We start from the raw sequence: 18769 nt of genomic DNA, 5'->3' as shown, positions 1-18769 counted from the left end.
CTTCTCGTTCTATTTTTCGTTCTGGCTTTCGTTCTGTTTTTCGTTCTGGCCCAGGGCCGTCGGACCTCCAGTCCGCACGCTGCGCTGGGCTGATACATTTAAGGGGGGTGGGTCCTACAGGCCCATGAGCACATGGACTGGGTCCTCGCGTTTTTCATTGGCATGGGCACCGCCCTGGTCGAGTTGCTCTCGCGCTACCGCGACGAGCCGATCAAGGTCATCGCAACCAGCGAGTTCGCGTGGCTCTACCTGTTGCTCAACGGCGGCATGGCTCTTGGCGCCCACGCGATCTTGCTCGACACCGAGGTCACCACGGTCGACACCAACGTCGGCCGCGCAACCTTGGCGATGGGCTCGGGCCTGTCTGCCGCGCTGGTTCTGCGGGCGCGCGTGTTCACGGCGCGGCTCGGTGACGAGCAGGTCTCGATCGGTCCAGGGTACATCGTCGATCAGCTGCTGGGGATCATCGACGCGCAGATCGATCGTCGGCGCGCGCTGCAGCGGGTCTCGATCGTCGTTGGGCTGATGGACGGCAAGGAGTTCGATGGCTCCCGGATTCACGCCAGCACGATGATCCTGGGTAGTCGCCAGAACCTCTCGCTGCAGGAACAAAAGGACCTCGCCAACCAGATCCGCGAGGTCGAGGTCCGCAAGATCTCCGACCAAGAAAAGGCCTACGCGCTCGGCTTCATCCTGCTCGACTTCATGGGCGAGAGCTTCTTGAAGGCCGTCGCCGAGAAGCTGCCGCGCGTGGAAGAGCCGCCCCAGGCCACGCCGCACTTCGTCAGCGGCGGCATCACCGAGACCGGCTCGGGCATGGTCTCCAAGCGGACCTGGGGCGCCTCAATGCCAGTCCAGCGCGCCAAGGTCGTGCGCGAGCTGCTGACCGGCGTCGCGCTGGAGGCCGTGCGCAAGCGGACCGTGGAGCTGCTCGACAGCGGGCAGCTGGGCACCAACGAGGATGAGCGCACCTTCTTGCGTGGGCAGATCGCCGAGATCCTGGGCCGCGAGTCCAGCGAAGAGGACAAGGTGTTCGCGCTTGGGTTTGCGGTCCACTCGCTGTGGGACTCGGTTCGGTTTCGGGATCACTTTGGCGAGCTGCCGCGCACGCTGGCGCGCGATATGGCCCGGGAGCTGCCCGAGGGCCGCGAGCGCGAGCCGGCTGGACGGGCGCGGGAGCTGCCTTCAGATCTGGCCAAGGCGCGGCCGCGGGATCAGTCGGACGAGGCGCTGTCTCGGACGGGGCGCGGCGAGCAAGCTGGGCGTGGCGGCGCGCGGCGGGGGACTGGATCCACGCGGCCGGTTGGGCGGCGGTTGGAGGAGTCCAGCGATGACGCCGATCACGAGATGGTGGATATCAGCATGTCCGGGGTCGCCTTCGACGCGGAGGACTCGGGGTCGGACCGGCCCAAGACGGGCAGCCATCCCACGATCAACGTGAACGCGGGGCCGCTGCCGATCGCGAAGAAGGACAGTCGCTAATCTTTGTCGACCCGGGCGTGGAAGCTGCCCGAGATCGACCGGGGCCCTTTCACGCCGCCGATCCCAGACCACTCGATAGTGCCGTCGATGAAGTCCCCATCGTCCTTGGTGATCTCGATCTTCGCGTCCTGCAGCAGAACCACCGTGGATTCGCCAAGCAAGTCCTTGGCCAGCTCCGTGGTCTTGTCGTCGTCTTGTTCCTTCTCGGCCTTCTCGACCGCCGCGACGTCGATGCCAACGCCGGTGAAGTTCGAGTTGACCTTGTCGGTCATGTAGCTCCCGGGGCCCTTGTAGTCGCGGATCAGCAGGGTCAGGGCCTCGCGCTGGGACTTTCCGTCGATCTTCTGGCTTCGACTGGAGAGAACGCGCAGATGACCTTTGTCGTTGAGCTTGGCGCTGGCCCGCTCCGTGCTCCAGTCGCGCTCGCCGAGCTTCAGCTTGGCGTGGCCCTTGTCCTCGTCCTGCTTGGACGCTTTTTGGGGCGCGTCGACGCTATCGGCCTTGGCCTCGTCTTTGTCGCTCTTGTCGCTCTTGTCGCTCTTGTCGCTCTTGTCACAGCCCCCGGCGAGGGCCAGAACTGCGAGCAGGGGGAGCAGTCGATACAAACGCGTGATCGCCATGGATCGGCCGTACCGGACCCTTGGCTGCGTTGTCAACCGACGCGCAGCCCAGTGGGGTACTCTGCGTCGATATGCCGCACATCTCGGACGCGCTCACCCGAATCCTGTTCGGCATCGCAGTGCTCGCTGCCTGTACGCCATCCGAACCCAGCGATCCGGTCGCACCGTCGATCGACACCGACACCGAGACCGAGACCGAGAACGATGCCGCGCCGGTGCTCGTAGGTCAGCTGAGCGCCCACGATGGCAGCCCGCTGAAGGCCGCGCACCTGACCATGACGCGCAGCGGCTTCCGCACGGGAGTCGCCGATCTCGAGCTGCCTGCGGATGGCCGCTTACGTGTGGAGCTGCCCGGACCGGGGGTGTACTCGATGCGCTTGGCGGGGGTCGATCATGCCGAGCGGCGGGTCAGCTTCGCCGTCGCCGGCGGCACCGTCGAGCTCGACGCCCGGCTCGGTACCTACGCGCACTCGCTGGGCGACGAGGGCGTCACGGTTCGCGTGCGCTACCTCGACGCCGACGGCAAGGCCGGCGAGGCGCACGATGGCGTGGTCGAGCCCGTCCAAGCTGGCGCGCGGGTCTACGCGGTCCCGCTCGCGCCTCCGCCGGGAGCAACCGCCGTGCAGTACCAACTCGTCACGACCAGCGGGCGCAGCTTCAACGGGCCTGCGGCGCAGCGGTGGGTCTACGACGGTGGCGGCGACTTCTGGTCCGAGCGCGACCTGACCGGCGACACCAGCTTCGAGATCGCCCTCGACGAGCTCGCTCCGGCCGGGCAGTCGTCGCAGCTCGAGCTTCACGGCGAGCAGGTTGTGGGCTCGCTCGCGGATGAAGGGCGCGCCGTGCTCGACGAGACGCTCGCGCAGCTTCGCCAGGCTCTCGCCGCCGCCAAGGACGCCGATGCCGTCTGCGCCACGGTCCGCCCGCTCGCGGCCAGTGCACGCGAGCAGGTCGAAGCGCTCGACGACGCCCAGCTGCGCGCCCACGCGGCGCTGGCCTGGGGCACCTTGTTCGGCCAGGTCGCGGGACTCGAGTCAGCGTGCCTGACTCCCGCGGACCTGTACTGGCTGCTCGATCTCGTGCCCGCCGATCACATCGCGTGGAGCTTCCTCGGTCTGCAGATCGACAGCGTGTTCGGTGCCATGCTCGACGATCCGAAGTCCGGTGAATATCGTCGGCAGCTTCAGACCGTGCAGACCGATCCAGGCCTGCGCGCCCACCTGCTCTACCTCGATCTCCGCCAAGCCGGCGACGACGAAGCCGTAACCGGGCCCCTCTACGCCGAGCTCGTGCGCGACTATGGCGACTCGTACTCGGCCCTCTGGGCGCGCTCGGACTACGACCCCAATCGCCCCCTACAGCTCGGTCGCACCATGCCCGACTGGAGCTTCGAGGATTTCGCCGGCCAAGCCGTCCGCGCGGAAGACCTGCGCGGCCGCCCGTACCTGATCGATGTATGGGCGACGTGGTGCGGGCCCTGCGTGAGCGAGATGCAGCACCTGCATACCGCTTGGGAGACCCTCGGCGGCGCAGACGGGCCGATCGCGTTCGTGTCCGTGAGCGTCGACGCCCAGGTCGACACGGTCGAAGCGTTTCGCCGCGACAAGTGGCCGATGCCGTGGATCAACCTCCACGAGCCGGACGAGAGCGCGCTCCAAAAAGCGTGGGAGTTCAGCGGCGTCCCGCTGGTCGTGCTCGTTGACGCCGAGGGCCGGATCGCAGCGACCGAGGAGAAGCTGCGTGGCGAAGCGCTGCTCGAAACCCTGCAGGCGTACGTCACCAAGCCGTAGCGCTGTCGGTCGGTGACCATGCTAGGCCGCCCGATCCCGGGTTCGGGTCGTCGGCAGCCCGTGCGCGCTGCCCCGCCGGACCCACCGACCCCCGCGAACAACCAAGCACCCCCAGAGTCGTCCCCAACAGGGGCCGGTCCCACGCTCACCAACCCAGCGCCCGCATGCGCGGATCGGAGCACGAGGCCCGAACAACGAGGAGCGCACAAAGGCCGCCGACGGCCCGAACCCGGCGTATCTACGCACGTGGAGATTAGCGAAGAGAAGAACGGTCGGGCCAAGCTCGAGCAACGAAAGGAAGCGGGGTCACGAGACTGGAGTAGACCGTAGCCGGGTTCGGGTCGTCGGCAGCCCGTGCGCGCTGCCCCGCCGGACCCACCGACCCCCGCGAACAACCAAGCACCCCCCAATCCAACCTCGAACTTCAGACCTACGCAGCCCGAGCCCGAGCCCGCCAAACGTTCCAGCTGCCCCACATGATCACCAATACCCCAACCCCAATCCCAACCAACGCCCACCCCTCCACCCACAACGCCGCCAGACAAACCACCCCACCAGCAACAACCGGCCCCCGCACCAGCTCCATCCACTGGGCCCACCGCTTACCCTCGACCAGTCCCAAGAACACGACGGTGCTCATCACGATCGCCAAGCACCCCGCCGCTCGCTGGCCCCAACCGTAGCTGGCCTCGAACATCAAGAACACCAGGAGCAGGGCCCCAAGCAGCAGGTAGTGCCCGCTCAGATACCAGACCAGCTCGGGCGAGACCTCGGGCCGGTACTTCTCGGACTTCATCCGCTTGATCTCGTTGGGGTCTCGCTCCACCCCCTGCGGCAGCCAAGCCGGGTGCGCGAACCATACCCACAGCTTGTCGCGCAGCCGCGTGGCCTGGCGCGCGAGCGAGGCCATGTGCTGGAAATAGTTGAAGTTGGTCCACAGCGGATTGTAGCTGTGCACTGGCACGGTCGTGCCATAGACGACGCGCTCGTCCTCGGCGGCGAAGGTCCCAAACATGCGATCCCAGATCACCAGGATCCCCCCATAGTTCTTGTCCAGGTATTGGTCCTGAACGCCGTGGTGAACCCGGTGGTGAGAGGGTGTATTGAACAGCCACTCGATGGGCGCGGGCAGCTTGCGGACCAGCTCGGTGTGGATGAAAAATTGGTAGAGTAGATCCAGCGCGTACGCGCCCAGGAACACTTCAACGGGGATCCCCAGCAGCGCCAGCGGGATGTAGAAGAAAAACCAGGTGATCGGCTCGAAGATGGGCTGGCGCAGGGCGACGGCCAGGTTGAAGTCCTCGCTCTGGTGGTGGACGCCGTGGACCGCCCACAGCACGTTGATCACGTGGCTCTCGCGGTGCCACCAGTAGTACAGAAAGTCGACCAGCAGCAGCGTGGTCAAGAACAGCCCCCAGGTGCTCTCGCCCCAGTCGACCAGGGCGAAGCGCTCCACCGCCCAGGCGTACACGAGCAGCGGCACGAACTTGAAGAACACCTCGAGGACCTGAAACACGGTGCCGCTGGTGACGTCGGCCAGCGCGGTCCCGAAGTAGTAGTAGCCCTGTCGCCCCTGACGCCTGGCGATCGCGGCCTCGATCAAGATCGAAGCGAGGAACAGCGGGACCGCGAAGGCGATGGGGTTGATGCCGTGTTCTTCGGACATGTTGCGCTTCTTTCATACGCGATCATGGGTGGGGTGTGCACGTTCTTTCACAGGCTCGCGCACAACGGCACGCCACGGCGAAGGGCGGGCATTCGGCGTCCGGTGACATGCGCGCATCGAGGGAGTGGGAACGGCGATGCCTTGGCCAGCCACGCGAGGCCCATCCAGAATTGACCCTGCTAGCATCCACCGCAATGATCCTGGCTCACCAGCTGCTGACCGCCGAAGCGCAGAAACCCGATCGCTGGATGCTGTTCCTACACGGCATCCTGGGCCGCGGCGCCAACTGGCGCAGCTTCGCCCGTAAGTGGCTCGCTGATCGGGCGCAGGCGGGCGAACCCGACTGGGGCGCGGTGTTGGTCGATCTGCGCGATCACGGGGACTCACAACATCTGTCGGGCGATCGCACGGTCACGGCCGCCGCCGCAGATCTGGTCGCGCTGGCCAAGTCGATCACGCAGACCCACGGCGGACGGATCGCGGCGGTGCTCGGGCACAGCTTCGGCGGCAAGGTTGCGATCGCAGCCGCCGACCAGCTGCGCGCGGCCGGCCTCGGCGCTGACGAGCTGTGGGTCATCGACGCCCCCGCCGGCCCCCGCACCGAGCCCCGCGACCGCAGCACCGACGCTGTGTTCGCCGCGCTCGATCAACTACCCCCGCAGTTCGAGTCCCGCGGCGCGTTCGTTGACGCGCTGCTCGCCGCGGGGATCGCCAAGCCGATCGCGCAGTGGCTGGCGACCAACTTGGAAGAGGTCAACCCCGACGCCGAGCCCCGACAGTGGCGCTTTGGCCTGGACCTCGAGCGGATCTCCGCGCTGCTGCGAGACTTCACGACCCTCGATCTGTGGCCCGCGCTCGAGGCCGAGGCCGCGGCCGGAGCTCGAGTCACCCTGGTGCTCGGCGAGCGATCCCAAGCCGTGTTCGGCGACGAGCTCGCCCGCGCCCAGGCGCTCGCCGAAGCCGGCGACATCGCTCTGGCCACCGTCGCAGGCGCTGGCCATTGGGTCCACGTCGACAACCCTGCTGGCTTGCTCGAGATCCTGTCCCGCGCCTGATTGCACCGTCGGCGCCCAAGTGCCACCTTAGTGGCCGGTGAGCGACGCACCCGAGCCGGCCAACGACCGCCCCGTGTTGGGGCCCGAGCAGGCTTCGGTGCGGGGCGGGCTCCCGTTCACGCCGCTGACGGAGCTCTATCTTCGTCTGCTCCAGGGTTCGTGGCTGGGGATCTTGGTCGTGTTCTCGCTGGTGTTCTTGCTGGCCAACGTGGGCTTCGCCGGTCTGTACTTGGCCGGCGGCGACTGCATCTCGGGTGCCCGGCCCGGCAGCTTCGCCGACGCGTTTTTCTTTAGCGTGCAGACGATCGCCACGATCGGCTACGGCGGCCTGGTGCCGAACGGCACCTACGCCAACGTGCTGGTCACGATCGAGTCCATGGTCGGGCTGCTTGGCGTCGCGCTGGCGGCCGGGGTCGTGTTCGCCAAGCTCGAGCGGCCTGGGCCAACGTGGGGTCCTCGAACAACGTGATCCTCGCGCCTACGACGGGCGCCGCAGCCGGTGCTCTCGCGCGGCCAACGTGCGTGAGCGCCCGCGCTGGGTTGGCTCGAAGATCTGTACACCGGCCCCACTGATGGCAAGATTCAGCCGTGCCCGCGCCGCTGTCCGAGTCCCTGCTGCATGGGCGCCCCGCCCCGGTCGACCGCCGACCGAGCAGCCCGTGGGCGTACTCGCTGTGGGGCATCTTGGCGGTCAGCGTGTTCGTGCTCTACCACGTGAGCGTGCTGCTGGTGTGGAACTCGCCCGGGGTCAGCTTGGCCAAGAACTTTCACGACAGCTTCTTGAAGCAGGTCAAGGGCCACGAGTACTTCCGCGGCACCAACAACACGCAGGGCTGGGACATGTTCGCGCCCAACCCGACCAAGGTGAACGCGTTCGTGCACGTGTTCGTGACCGACAAAGATGGCGTGCTGTGGGACTTCGAGCAGGACATCTGGGAAGAGGACCGCTACCCGTACTTCTTTTATGACCGCCGCGGAAAGATCAACCGACGGATCGACGGCAAGAAGCACTTCCAGCGGATCTACGGGGCGTGGGTGTGTCGTGAATGGGAGCGGCAAAACGGCGGCGAGGCGGCGATCTCGGTCAGCTTCGTGCGCCGCTGGACGACGGTGCCCGAGCCCGCCGAGGTCTTGGCGAAGGGCGGCTGGAACCAGTGGGAGGCGCCGGCCAAGCAGCTCGAGCAAGAGACCATCACCTGCAAGACGGTCAGCCAGGGCCAGCTGCCGAACGAGCTGCGCGAGCGCTATGGGTTGGATCTGATCGACGAAGAGAAGGGGTTTCGGGCGATCCGCGAGAAGACCTGGTGGAGCGTGCGCGAGGCAGAGAGGGTCAAGGCCGAGAAGGCGGCGAAGGCCGAGGCTGCGAAGGCGAAGCGGGCAGGGCAGTCGCCTGGGCAGCTCTAGAGCGGCGCAACACGGTGTGAGTCGACCCCGCAAGCGCACGCTGTACCCGCCGCCTGGCCATGGCAGAATCGCGGCAATGCCTCCCGCGCCGAAGCAAGCGCCGCTGCACGAGACACTGCTGCACGCGCCGCAACAATTCGCCGAGCGCCGCGCGAGCAGTCCGTGGGTGTACCCGCTGTGGGGCATCCTGGTCGCCAGCGTGTTCGTGCTCTACCACGCGAGCGTGCTGATCGTGTGGAACTCCCCCGGCAAGGGCTTGGCCAAGGATTTCCACAAGAGCTTCCTGCAGCAGACCAAGGGCTACGAGTACTTTCGTGGGACCCGCAACAACCAGAGCTGGGCCATGTTCGCCCCCAATCCAAACCGCACCAACGCGTTCGTGCGCGTGTTCGTGGAGGATCAAGACGGCGAGCTGTGGGACTTCGAGCAAGACATCTGGGAAGACAACCGCTACCCGTATTTTTGGTACGACCGGCGCGGCAAGATCAACCGGCGGATCGACGGCAAGAAGCACTACCAGCGGCTGTATGGCGCGTGGGTGTGCCGCGAGTGGGAGCGCCATCACGACGGGGTGCCGGCCAAGTCGGTCAGCTTCGTCCGGCTGTGGACTCGGGTGCCGCACCCGCAAGAGGTGATCGCCAAGGGCGGCTGGGATCAGTGGCAGGCGCCCCGCAAGCAGACCGAGCAAGAGACGATCACCTGCAAGACGGTTGTGCACGGGCAGCTGCCCAACGAGCTGCGCGAGCGCTACGGCCTCGAGCTGATCGACGAAGAGACGGAGTTCCGGCCCGTCCGCGAGCGGACCTGGTGGGACAAGGCCGAGGCCGAAGCCAACCGGCTCGAGCGTGAGGCGGAGCGGGTCGAGCGACGTGAACGCTGGGAGGCCGAGAAAGCCAGCAAGGTCATTCATGGACCTGGTGATCGCCCGGCGCCGATCCTGGATGCTCGCGGGCCGCTGCGCGAGCCAAGCGATCTCGTGAACCCGCCCGAGCACGCTGACGCTGACGGTGACGCTGATGCGGACGCCGACGGCGCAGACGACGAGTTGCAGGACCAATGAGCACGCCAGCTGGGATGTTGGGGGGTGGCCTCGTGCTTGGGCTGGTGCTCGGGGCGGGCGGGATGTTTGGGTATTTCACGTACATGGCGAGCGCGCCCAGCCTCGACTGTGATGCCGGCCAGCTGTGTGGTGCGGGCACGGTTTGCGTCGCGGGGCGCTGCGAGCTCGAGGTCGCCGAGACCGAGGTGGTCGAGGAAGACGAAGCGCCCGAGCCCGGCAAGCGCAAGCGCAGGCGAGGCCGACGTGGTGGCGGTGGCGGTGGCGGTGGCGATGGTGGCAGCGCCGAAGAGGGCGAGCTCGCGGCTGGGGGCGGCCCGCCGATCGACAACGACAGCAACGTGCCGCGCTTCAACGCCACCGAGGATCAGAGCATCTCGATGTCAGATGGCAGCGAGCGGCTCAGCGACGGCGTGATCGACCGGGAGCTCGCCAAGCTCGACTCGAGCTTTCAGGCCTGTGTCCGCGACGCGGCGGCGCGCATGCCTGATCTGAACAGCGGCACGGTGCGCTACAGCTTTGGCGTCGACAAGAAGGGCAAGGTCACCGGCGTCAACGCCTCGGCGCCGGCCCGGCTGACCGAAGCCGGAATGATCCCCTGCGTGCGCAAGGCCGTGTACGGCCACCGGTTCCCTGCCTTCGACGGCCCCACGATGAAGGTCAGCTCGAGCTTCTCGGTCGACTGAGCGCGAACGGGCCCGGCGTTGACCCGCACGCGGCCGAGGCCAGATAGTTGGCGGATGCAGCCACGCGCACGCACCTCGATCCTACTGTCCCCGATCCTCGCCCTGGCGCTCTTTGGCTGTGGCGACTCCGCGGGCGAGGGCGGCGGCGACACCTCGTCCGGCGACGGCGACGGCGACGGTGACGGTGACATGGGCGAGAGCGACACCTCGAGTGATGGCGTCGGCGAGACCGTCGGCGACGGCGACGGCGACACCACCGGCGACGGCGACGGCGACACCACCGGCGACGCCTGCGGCACGGAGTGGGCCGAGAAGGACGGGGTGACGGAGTCAATCATGACAACCTGGGGAGCGCCCTGCATGCAGGACGCCGACTGCCAGGCCCTGCTTGGCGACGACGCCATCTGCATCACGGACATCATTGGCGTGTTCGCCCTGCCCGGGGGCTACTGCAACAAGGCCTGCAGCCTGCCCGACGCCCAGACCACCTTCGTGCTCGACTCCGTCGAGTGCGACCCCGAGGGCGGCATCGCCTGCATCGGCGCCCAGGATCTGTTCACCGCCTGCGCGCCGCCGTGTGAGAGCTCGAGCCAGTGTGGGCGCGAGGGCTACGGCTGTCAGCCGATGCCGATCATCGCTGGCGAGGGCGACCCGAGCTTTTGCCTGATGAACACCGAGGACTGCTGCCTGGCCGCAGAGGGCTGCGACTGAGCCCCCGAGGGTCGAGTCAAACGCGGCGGCCCTCACCCGCGAGCTTCACAGCAAGCAGGGGAGGGCCGGCGACGCTGCTCGCACGCGCTAGGCGAGCGGCAGCACGGCCTTGTCGGCCGGCTGCAGCGCCGAGACCAACAGCTCACCCGTGCCCGGCTTTTGCTCGATGCGAATTGGGTGCGGGAAGGTTGGCGACGACACGCACTTGACCGCGCGGATGATGTCGATCCGCTCGCGGTACTTGCCGCCCCACTCCGACGCGATCTCTTTCGAGCTCAGCCCCATCTCTTCGATCAGGAACACGGCGTCGGCGGTGTGCTGCATCGCCTCGCCACCCACCGGCGCGCCCGTGTCCTTGATCTGACCCACGCACAGACAGGTCACGCCCTGCTCATGGTTGTAGGTCTTGAGCGTGCTCAGGTGATCCGCCGTCTTGTTCTTGCTGGGATCGAGCATGTTCAGCGAGTCGATGACCACGAACCCGATCCCGGCCTTCTCGACCAGGTAGCGGTACTTGGCGATGAAGTCGTCCCAGGTCTGACCGCGGTGGTACTGCGACTCGATCACCCACATGTTCTCGAGCACCTGCTTGCGAAATTCCGCTTCGCTGAGGCCGGTCGCGGACATGCCGATCTTGGTCATGCGCGAGCCAAGGTCGTCGCGGCCCGAGCCGGCCTTGTCATGGAAGCCCTCTTCGGCGACCACGAACGCGACCTTGGTGCCAGACTGGGCCACGCGCGCCAGGGTGCCAAGGGTCGTGCGGGTCTTGCCCTTACCGGGGGGGCCAACCAGCGCCATGGTGCAGCCCTTGGGCAGGCCGCCCAGCGAGTGCTTGCCGTCTTCGGTGAGGCACAGGTGGTCGAGCACGGTGCCAGTTGGCAGGGGCTCTTGCTTGCGGATCAGATCGTCGAAGGTGGCGGGGCGGATGATGTCCGCGTCGAGGCCCGAGTCTTCGTCTTTGCTGAGCTCACCTTGGAAGGGGGCGGCCGAGGCGTCGAACTGGGGGGCCATGCCCATCCCGCCGGCCATCTGCCCCATCATCTGCATCATCTGCATCATCATGGGGTTCATGCCGCCCATCATGGGGTTCATGCCGGGCATGCCTTGGCCGGGCATGCCTTGGCCGGGCATCATGCCTGGCATCCCGGGCATCCCGGGCATCCCAGGCTGTTGTGGCTGTTGCTGGTTCTGGTCGTCGTTGGCCATGTCGGTTGCTCGTTTGCTCGGTGGGTGCTCGAACGAAGCCCGCCGGCTAGACTGGTGCCGGGCCGGGGGGCCGGACCATAACACCCCGGCCGCGCCGTCCGCATGGCCCGCCTCGAAAACTCGGAGATCGCCGCGCTATTTGGCGAGATGGCCGACCTACTGCAGATCGACGGCGGCGACCGTCACCGGATCGCTGCGTTTCGTCGGGCGGCGCGGATCATCGAGGGCCTGCCGCGCCCGGCGGAGGAGCTGCTCAACCGGGGCGAGCTCGACAGCGTCCGGGGGATCGGCTCGGGGACGGTGCATCGGGTCAAGCAGATGTTGCGGCGCCACAGCTGCGACGACCTCGATCAGCTGCGCCGCAAGATCGGCCCCGGGCTGCGCGAGATGCTGAAGATCAAGGGCCTCGGCCCCACAACCGTCCGCAACATCCACAATCGACTTGGCGTCGAGACCATCGATCAGCTCGAGTACGCGGCCCAGGCAGGCGGGATCGAGTCGATGCCGCGGATGGGCACGGCGATGGTCCACAAGATCCTCGCGGGCGTCGAAGCCTATCGCAAGCGGCGGGGCAAGGTCCCGCTGATCGAGGCCCAGCGGGTCGGTCGGCGGATCCTCGCGTCGCTCTCGTCGCTGCCCGAGGTCGCGCGGATCGAGCTGGCCGGGAGCGTGCGCCGGGGCAAGGCGGCGATCGGTGATCTGGATGTGCTGGTGGCTTCGAGTGATCCAGGCCCGGTGTCCTCGCGGTTTCAGAGCCTGCCCGACGTCGAAGAGGTGCTGCTGCGCGGGGACTCGCGCTGCTCGGTGCGGCTGCGCAACCAACAACAGGCGGATCTGCGCGTGCTCCCGCCCCAGAATTTTGGCGCCGGGCTGCACTACTTCACGGGGTCGAAGCTGCACAACATCGAGCTGCGACTGCGGGCGGGTCGGCTGGGGCTCAAGGTCAGCGACAAGGGCGTGTTCACCCGTGACGAGCAGCTGATCGATCCCTGCCCAGAAGAGGCCGACGTGTTTCGCCACCTGGGCCTGCCGTGGATCCCCCCCGAGCTGCGCGAGAACCAAGGCGAGGTCGAGGCCGCGGATCGCAAGCGGCTGCCAAAGCTGATCGAAGCTGGCGACTTGCTCGGTGATCTGCACATGCACACGACCGACAGCGACGGGGCTGGCACGCTGCGCGAGATGAGCGAGCGGGCGCGCGAGCTTGGGCATCGCTACATTGCGATCACCGATCACTCGAAGGCCCTGCGGATCGCCAACGGCCTCGACGAGCCGCGCCTGGCCGCGCAGCTGCAGCGGATCCGCCGGCTCGACGCCCAGCTCGATGACCTGCAGCTGCGATCGGGGATCGAGGTCGACATCCTGGCCAACGGTGAGCTCGATCTCGACCCGGCCCTGCTCGCGCAGCTCGACTGGGTCGTGGCGAGCGTGCATCGGTGGACGGACCAAGACGAAGCAACAATGACCAAGCGGGTGATCCGGGCGATCGAGAGCGGGGTCGTGGATTGCATTGGCCACCCAACCGGGCGCCGGCCGGGCAAGCGCGACGCGTATCCGCTGAATCTCGAGGCGGTGCTGGCCGCCGCGCGGCAGCATCAGGTCGCGCTCGAGTGCAACGGCGGGCCCAATCGCATGGACCTGGGTGATGTCGACTGTCGAAAGTGCCGCGAGCGGGGCGTGGCGGTGGTGCTCAACACCGACGCTCACGCGCCGCGTCACCTGGGTCGGCCGGAGTTTGCGCTGGCGATGGCGCGGCGGGGCTGGCTCGAGCGCGAGCACGTGCTCAACGCTCAGCCGTGGGAGGTCATCGCCGAGCGTCGGGCCCGGCGGCTGCGGGACCATGGGGACTCGAGCTGGCGAGCGGTGCCGGTTCAGGTTCAGGTCCCCGGTGGCGCGGCGCCGGACAGCGAGGGCGCGGATGAGGATGCCGATCCCGATCCCGACCCCGATCCCGATGAGCTTCGCGCGGAGCCGTCCGGCAGCGAAGACCACGCGTGGATCGATCTCGACCCGCTCGAGATCCCGATCGAGACTGCGCACACGCCGGTCGACCACACGCCGGCCGAGCCCGTCGCGGCCGCGGACCCGGTCGAGGACGTCGGCGCGCTGCGGGCCGCGCTCACGCAGGGGCCCCTCAGCGAGCAACTACGCGAGCGCCTGAGCGCGTGGCTGATGTCTGCGGCCGCGGATCCCACCCTCGAGCGCGCGCTGGGCGAGATCGGCGAGAACCCGCTGCAGGTCGGCTTCGATCTGCTCAGCAAGCCGTTATGATGCCGCCATGCGCGTCGCCGTGGCATCTGGCTTGGCCCTGCTCTTCATCGTCGCCGGCTGCTCCGACGACGAAGCGCTCGACGACGAGGGTCAAGAGACCGGTGAGACCGAAGGCTACGGCCCGGCCCGCGGGGAGCTGGAGATCACCGGGATCGAAGTCTCGCAGTCGGTCGTCCAGCCGATCTACGTGGACGGCACGGTCGTCGACCCAACGACCTACGGGGTCCCGCTGGTGCCCAACCGTCACATGTGGGTGCGGGCCCTGTGGGATCCGCCATTGGAGTGGACCCCCCGCCCGTTGATCGCTCGTCTCCACGTCGAGTACCCCGACGGCAGCGAGCAGGTCATCCCCGATCGTGAGACCCAAAAAGGCAGCTCGCCGATCGTGGTTGGCAAGTCCACCGCCGATGATCTGCTGTCGGGATTTTACTGGCGCCTGGCCGCGGAGGACGTGGTCCCCGGCATGCGCTACAGCGTGACCGTGGTCGAGCCCGAGCCGGCGTTCGACATTCCCAAGACCACGGGCAAGACCCGGTGGCCGCGCGACAAGAACACGGCGTTGCCCGTATCGGGTGATCCGGCGGCGCTCAATCTGTACATTGTTGGTGTCCACTATGACGTCCCGGGCTGCTCCACGGACACCAGCGTGCTGCCCGAGGCCGAGATCGAGGCGATTCGCTCCGGCTTCGAGGTCTGGAGCGGGATCGAGACCAACAGCGTGACGATCGACACCTCGCTGAGCGTCGACATTGGCACGCAGACCGATGTGCTCTCGCTGCTTGGGGTCGTGGGGCCGATCCGCGCCGAATATGCCGACATTCCCGACGCGTTCTTCTTGATCTTGCTGGACGACTGCAGCGTGGTCCCCGACGGGATCTTGGGGGTCGCGCCGGTCAACAGTGATCCGCCGGTGTTGGGTGAGGCTTCGATGCGCTATGGCGCGGGGCTGTGGAATCCAAATGACATCCGCGAGTCGGTCAATACTGCCGTTCACGAGGTCGGCCATGCGCAGGGGGCCCTGCACGCGCCGTGTGGCGGTGCTGCTGGACCGGATCCGCTGTATCCCCACCCCAACGCGACGCTTGGGGCCCGCGGGCTCGATCCGCTCACGGCTCAGTTTTACGCGCCAGAGGCATACACCGACTTCATGAGCTACTGCCGGCCGTACTGGATCTCGGACTACCGGTTCACGAAGAGCTACAACGTGCAGAGGATGTTGACCGCGTGGGCCGGCGCCGACATGCCCGGACCGAGCGTGGCGCTGCCCGATGGGTACACCGGGTCGGTGCTCACCGGGATCGTTCAGGCCGGGGGCGAGAGTCAGTGGTGGGTCAACGCGAACCCGATGCCGCCAGTAGCGAAGCTTGGCGGGGAGCTGCGGGTGAGCGTGCGGACCGGGGCGGGGGAGATCGAGCTGGCCACCGACACGCGGTTGCTGCCCGATGTCCCGGAGGGGCGGCTCGTGCAGGTTCCGCTCGTTGATGGGGTGGCGTTCGAGGATGTTGTCGGGATCGACGTGCAGGCGGTGCACGGGGGGCTGACGCTCGAGGTGGACGCGGGGGAGATTCGCGACGCACGCGCGCTGGAGTTCAACGTACGGGGCTAGCCCCGCTTCGCGGCGGACCAGCGCACGCGAGGCTCGAGCGCCTCGACGTGCTCACGTGCGCGCTCTGAAGCCTGAAGGTCGGACAGTGCGGGGAAGCGCCCCGCGTCTGTGGCGACTCAGATCAATCCGAACGAGGCCGTGGGTCGCCCGCCGGGCGACTCACATTCAGATCCTCGGCGCGACAGCGCCCCGGCGATTACGGTGTGTAGATTTCGGTCTGCTTCCCAGCCGCGCTACTGAGGAGGACCAGGCCACCCGGCAGGGTCGACATCGCAGGCCGGAACCACCGCGAAACGTTCATGTCGTTTGCCACGGTCCAGGCGCCCGTCGAGGGGTCATAGGTCTCCGCCTTTTTACCCGCGCCACCGGCGATCAGCACCTTGCCGGACCCCAGGCGAATCGCGGAATGGTCATTGAACGCGTTGTGAGTGCTCCCTGTGAGCGACCAGGTGCCGGTACCCGGATCGTAGAGCTCCGGCGTGCTGGCGCCGACAAGCAGGACCTTCCCGTTCGCCAGCAGCGTCGCCGTCGCGTTTGTGTGAAAGTTGTTCAGGTCGCCCGTGGCAGACCACGTGCCGGTACCCGGGTCGTACAGCTCCGCCTTGTGCGAACCCGGAGTGCCGGTCCAGATATAGGAGCCGCCGGCGGCGAGCACCTTCCCGTTCGCCAGCGCCACCATGCCGAACTGGGCGCGATAGTCGATCATATTGCCTGTGTTCGTCCACTTGTTCGAGGTAGGGTCGTAGATCTTTGCCGAGCGTGAAAGGGTCCAGTTGTCGCCGTCACCGGCCACCAGCACTTTACCGTTCGAGAGCGTGACGGCCTGGGCCACGCCATTGTCGGCGATCGTCGGTCCGCCGCTAACGCTCGTCCACGTATTCGTCGCAGGATCGTAGCGTTCGGTGCCGGCGTAGGTGAACGTGGTGGAAGAGTATCCGCCGATCGCTAGAACCTTGCCGTTTGACAACCGAACGACGAGGCCCCTGGTGTGGTCATCGTTGGACGGCGCCGCAAGCGACCACGTGCCAGTGGCCGGGTCATAGATCTCCGCGACTTTGGGATTGTTGGAACTGTTGCTCAGAGCGAAAATCTTGCCCGTGGGGAGCGTCACCGCCGCCTGACCTCCCCAGTGGTCCACCACCGTCGACCCCGTGAGCGTCCAGCTACCGCTCAGCGCTAGGGTTGTGGCGTCTCCACTGACGGTATCTACACTGAGATCGTCGGTCGTGGTGGGCGTTGCCGTCGACTCGGCCTCCAAAGGCTCGTCGTCCTCCAAAGGCTCGTCGTCCTCCAATGCCTCGTCGTCCGCCTGGTATTCGACACCATCGATCTCGACAGCGTCGCAGCCGACGGTGATGCTTGCGAGTGAGAGGATAGCGAGCGCGTTCATCGTGAAATTGCTACGCATGATTTTCCCATTTCTGCCGCCGGCCACCACGGCCGCTGCGGTCGCATTCAACACGGCGCTTGCGTTCGGATAGTTTCGCTGGCACGCGAGAATTGGCGACGGGCTGTCGAGGCGCGCATGCCTCCCAGCGTCGCGCCCGAGGGGCGACAGAGCACGGGCGCGCAGCCCGTTGCGAGCCACCGGCGCGAAGTAACATCTGCCCCAGAGCCCCGTTGGGGGGGGTGTTTTGGGTCGACAGGGAGCTCTCCTCCATGTCCCAACGCTGAAAAGGAACAACCAATGTGATGACAATCTCGAAACTCCCTCTCACCGCGACTTCCGCTCTCTTGCCGACGCTTTGTGCCGCTCGTCATACCCGTGCCTACAAACAACTTTGCAGCTGCGCGCCCTGAGCCGACTGACGGACGCAGACCGAGGGCTTGGGCCTGAGCTCGCCGAGCAGCGAACGAACGAGGAGGGAGGTGGCGGGGCTGGGGGCGATGGCGTTCATGATGATGTCGTTTCGAGTTACCGAGCGCAGTGGAGGAGGCGTCGTTGCCGTCCTCGTGGCTCGCTGGGGTAGTTCTGGGCCCCCGAGAAACGATCATCGAAAGTTGACATTGCTTTGCCTCGAGCATGGCGACGCGACCCACGCGGCGAAGCTCGATGAGCTGATCCGCTACGCCGTCAGCGACGACCGCGCGATGTCGTCTGGCTTGTTGCCTGTCTTGATCAAGCGCATCGCACCTCGGTAGCGCGGGCAAGTCATGATGTCGACCGCGAACACCATCTGAAGCAGCCAGGCACAAGTGTGGCGAGTGGGTTACTTGGCGAGCACCTCGGGCTCGGTCGCTTCGCCGTCGAACAACAAGCGTATCTGCGTCGGCTCGGTCGACGCGCGCCAGCTCGGACCCGGCCGCTGGATCGCCTGCGTCGGCGGTAACCGCGGAGCGGGCAGAGATAATCTGAAGCAAATGGTGGTGGGAGACATGGAGCAACGAGATGGAAAACAACCCCCGCCCAGCTCCCTCCCAGTCCTCCCAATGGCGAACACTTCCCCTTGTCCTCGTGTCGATGCTGGTGACAGCGTGCGACGACGAGGCGTTCGAGTTGGGTGATGAACAGGTCCTCGAGGAACTAGAAGAAGCGATGCTAGAGTTCGAGGTCGAAGAGGTTGAGCCAGTCGGCGAGAACACCTCAGAGCTCCCTGTCCTCGCTGCTGAAGACGACACCAACGTTTGGGGAAACATATACGCTCACAACGTCATCCATACCTTCGTGTTTGACCCAATTGGACCGGACTACTGCCGGTTTCATCTGTTCTACGGCAACTATCCGACGGGCTATGCTTGGATCAAGTTCGACCCAGAGCCCGGGGGCGGGGCCTCACGATGTGGAGCTGTTACATCCCGTGTGGTGACCTACGACGGCCAGTACCACATTGGCGACGCTCTCCGCTGGACCCCCGGGGTCTGGGCGCAAGCGGCTCCGGGAGTGGGGAACGTCATACAGGCGTCCTTCTGCGTCGAAAGTCACTATTGGGGGCGCCAGGTCATGGTGTTCAATGCCCTCACTCGGACCCGCGAGCATTTCTACACGAACCCCGGACTCACCTGCTACTGACGGCCGCGCAGCCCCTCGCAAGGGTCATCGCCACCACAACGGCCGAGGCTGAGCACCGAGCCAACGCCGACGAGACCGAGCGAGTGCTCGATGCCCATCGCCCGATGATTCCACACCTTCGAGGCGCTCGGCCGCCGTACTCGGAGCTTCGCTCCTCAGCCCACGGCCGAGCGGATCTGATCGAGGGTGTGAACTTGGGTCATGGGCA

Annotated in this window: 16 protein-coding genes; 12 read left to right on the top strand and 4 right to left on the bottom strand. The window is 66.7% G+C overall.

What is annotated here, in order from left to right; genetic code table 11:
• Nucleotides 1–132 precede the first annotated feature (132 nt).
• Nucleotides 133–1482, top strand: a complete 1350-nt coding sequence (locus DB30_RS08395; protein WP_052547599.1) for a hypothetical protein — start codon at nucleotides 133–135, stop codon at nucleotides 1480–1482.
• Here DB30_RS08395 and DB30_RS08390 read toward each other — a convergent pair.
• Entirely contained in the window at nucleotides 1479–2102 is a 624-nt protein-coding gene (locus DB30_RS08390) for a hypothetical protein (protein ID WP_052547598.1), read from the bottom strand. The two genes, DB30_RS08395 and DB30_RS08390, sit on opposite strands and share 4 nt — an antisense overlap.
• A gap of 71 nt (nucleotides 2103–2173) precedes the next feature.
• On the opposite strand from DB30_RS08390, the gene DB30_RS08385 reads away from it, so the two are divergent.
• On the top strand, nucleotides 2174–3892 hold the full coding sequence (locus DB30_RS08385) for a TlpA family protein disulfide reductase (RefSeq protein ID WP_052547596.1): 1719 nt from the start codon (nucleotides 2174–2176) through the stop codon (nucleotides 3890–3892).
• A 430-nt stretch (nucleotides 3893–4322) separates the two neighbouring features.
• Here DB30_RS08385 and DB30_RS08380 read toward each other — a convergent pair whose 3' ends face one another.
• Nucleotides 4323–5558: a sterol desaturase family protein gene (locus tag DB30_RS08380; protein ID WP_052547595.1), complete on the bottom strand. Its 1236-nt coding sequence runs from the start codon at nucleotides 5556–5558 to the stop codon at nucleotides 4323–4325.
• A 194-nt stretch (nucleotides 5559–5752) separates the two neighbouring features.
• Between DB30_RS08380 and DB30_RS08375 the strand changes: the two genes are divergently transcribed.
• The 6 genes from DB30_RS08375 to DB30_RS08350 all read left to right on the top strand — a co-directional run bounded on the left by DB30_RS08375 (nucleotide 5753) and on the right by DB30_RS08350 (nucleotide 10471).
• The gene (locus DB30_RS08375; protein ID WP_165703671.1) at nucleotides 5753–6613 is read left to right on the top strand and encodes an alpha/beta hydrolase; all 861 of its coding nucleotides are present in this window, start codon (nucleotides 5753–5755) and stop codon (nucleotides 6611–6613) included.
• A gap of 37 nt (nucleotides 6614–6650) precedes the next feature.
• Nucleotides 6651–7082 (top strand): ion channel, encoded by a 432-nt coding sequence (locus DB30_RS08370; RefSeq protein WP_052547593.1) that lies wholly within the window; start codon nucleotides 6651–6653, stop codon nucleotides 7080–7082.
• A gap of 119 nt (nucleotides 7083–7201) precedes the next feature.
• Complete coding sequence (locus DB30_RS08365) at nucleotides 7202–8017, top strand: hypothetical protein (RefSeq protein ID WP_052547591.1); 816 nt, start codon at nucleotides 7202–7204, stop codon at nucleotides 8015–8017.
• A gap of 76 nt (nucleotides 8018–8093) precedes the next feature.
• Nucleotides 8094–9077 carry a hypothetical protein gene (locus DB30_RS08360; protein ID WP_052547590.1) on the top strand — a complete coding sequence of 328 codons (984 nt, stop codon included), beginning with the start codon at nucleotides 8094–8096 and terminating at the stop codon, nucleotides 9075–9077.
• Nucleotides 9074–9760: a hypothetical protein gene (locus DB30_RS08355; protein WP_052547588.1), complete on the top strand. Its 687-nt coding sequence runs from the start codon at nucleotides 9074–9076 to the stop codon at nucleotides 9758–9760. Before DB30_RS08360 ends, DB30_RS08355 begins: the two co-directional genes overlap by 4 nt.
• A 54-nt stretch (nucleotides 9761–9814) precedes the next feature.
• Nucleotides 9815–10471 (top strand): hypothetical protein, encoded by a 657-nt coding sequence (locus tag DB30_RS08350; protein ID WP_052547586.1) that lies wholly within the window; start codon nucleotides 9815–9817, stop codon nucleotides 10469–10471.
• An 87-nt stretch (nucleotides 10472–10558) separates the two neighbouring features.
• Here DB30_RS08350 and DB30_RS08345 read toward each other — a convergent pair whose 3' ends face one another.
• A complete protein-coding gene (locus DB30_RS08345) occupies nucleotides 10559–11677 on the bottom strand; it encodes an RAD55 family ATPase (protein WP_052547584.1) in 1119 nt (372 codons plus the stop codon).
• A 102-nt stretch (nucleotides 11678–11779) separates the two neighbouring features.
• Here DB30_RS08345 and polX point away from each other — a divergent pair, with 102 nt between their 5' ends.
• Both polX and DB30_RS08335 read left to right on the top strand, forming a co-directional pair.
• Complete coding sequence (gene polX / locus DB30_RS08340; protein WP_052547580.1) at nucleotides 11780–13945, top strand: DNA polymerase/3'-5' exonuclease PolX; 2166 nt, start codon at nucleotides 11780–11782, stop codon at nucleotides 13943–13945.
• Between the two features lie 7 nt (nucleotides 13946–13952).
• Nucleotides 13953–15551, top strand: coding sequence for a zinc metalloprotease (locus DB30_RS08335; protein ID WP_052547576.1), 1599 nt, complete (start codon nucleotides 13953–13955; stop codon nucleotides 15549–15551).
• Between the two features lie 196 nt (nucleotides 15552–15747).
• On the opposite strand, the gene DB30_RS08330 is transcribed toward DB30_RS08335, so the two are convergent.
• A complete protein-coding gene (locus tag DB30_RS08330; protein WP_146658295.1) occupies nucleotides 15748–17139 on the bottom strand; it encodes a Kelch repeat-containing protein in 1392 nt (463 codons plus the stop codon).
• A gap of 413 nt (nucleotides 17140–17552) precedes the next feature.
• Between DB30_RS08330 and DB30_RS08325 the strand changes: the two genes are divergently transcribed.
• Both DB30_RS08325 and DB30_RS08320 read left to right on the top strand, forming a co-directional pair.
• The gene (locus DB30_RS08325; RefSeq protein WP_153258255.1) at nucleotides 17553–17693 is read left to right on the top strand and encodes a hypothetical protein; all 141 of its coding nucleotides are present in this window, start codon (nucleotides 17553–17555) and stop codon (nucleotides 17691–17693) included.
• Between the two features lie 313 nt (nucleotides 17694–18006).
• Entirely contained in the window at nucleotides 18007–18561 is a 555-nt protein-coding gene (locus tag DB30_RS08320; RefSeq protein ID WP_146658294.1) for a hypothetical protein, read from the top strand.
• Nucleotides 18562–18769: the final 208 nt, after the last annotated feature.

This window comes from Enhygromyxa salina, from assembly GCF_000737335.2.
GTDB lineage: Bacteria > Myxococcota_A > Polyangia > Nannocystales > Nannocystaceae > Plesiocystis > Plesiocystis salina_C.
This window is presented reverse-complemented; position numbering and strand designations above follow the sequence as displayed.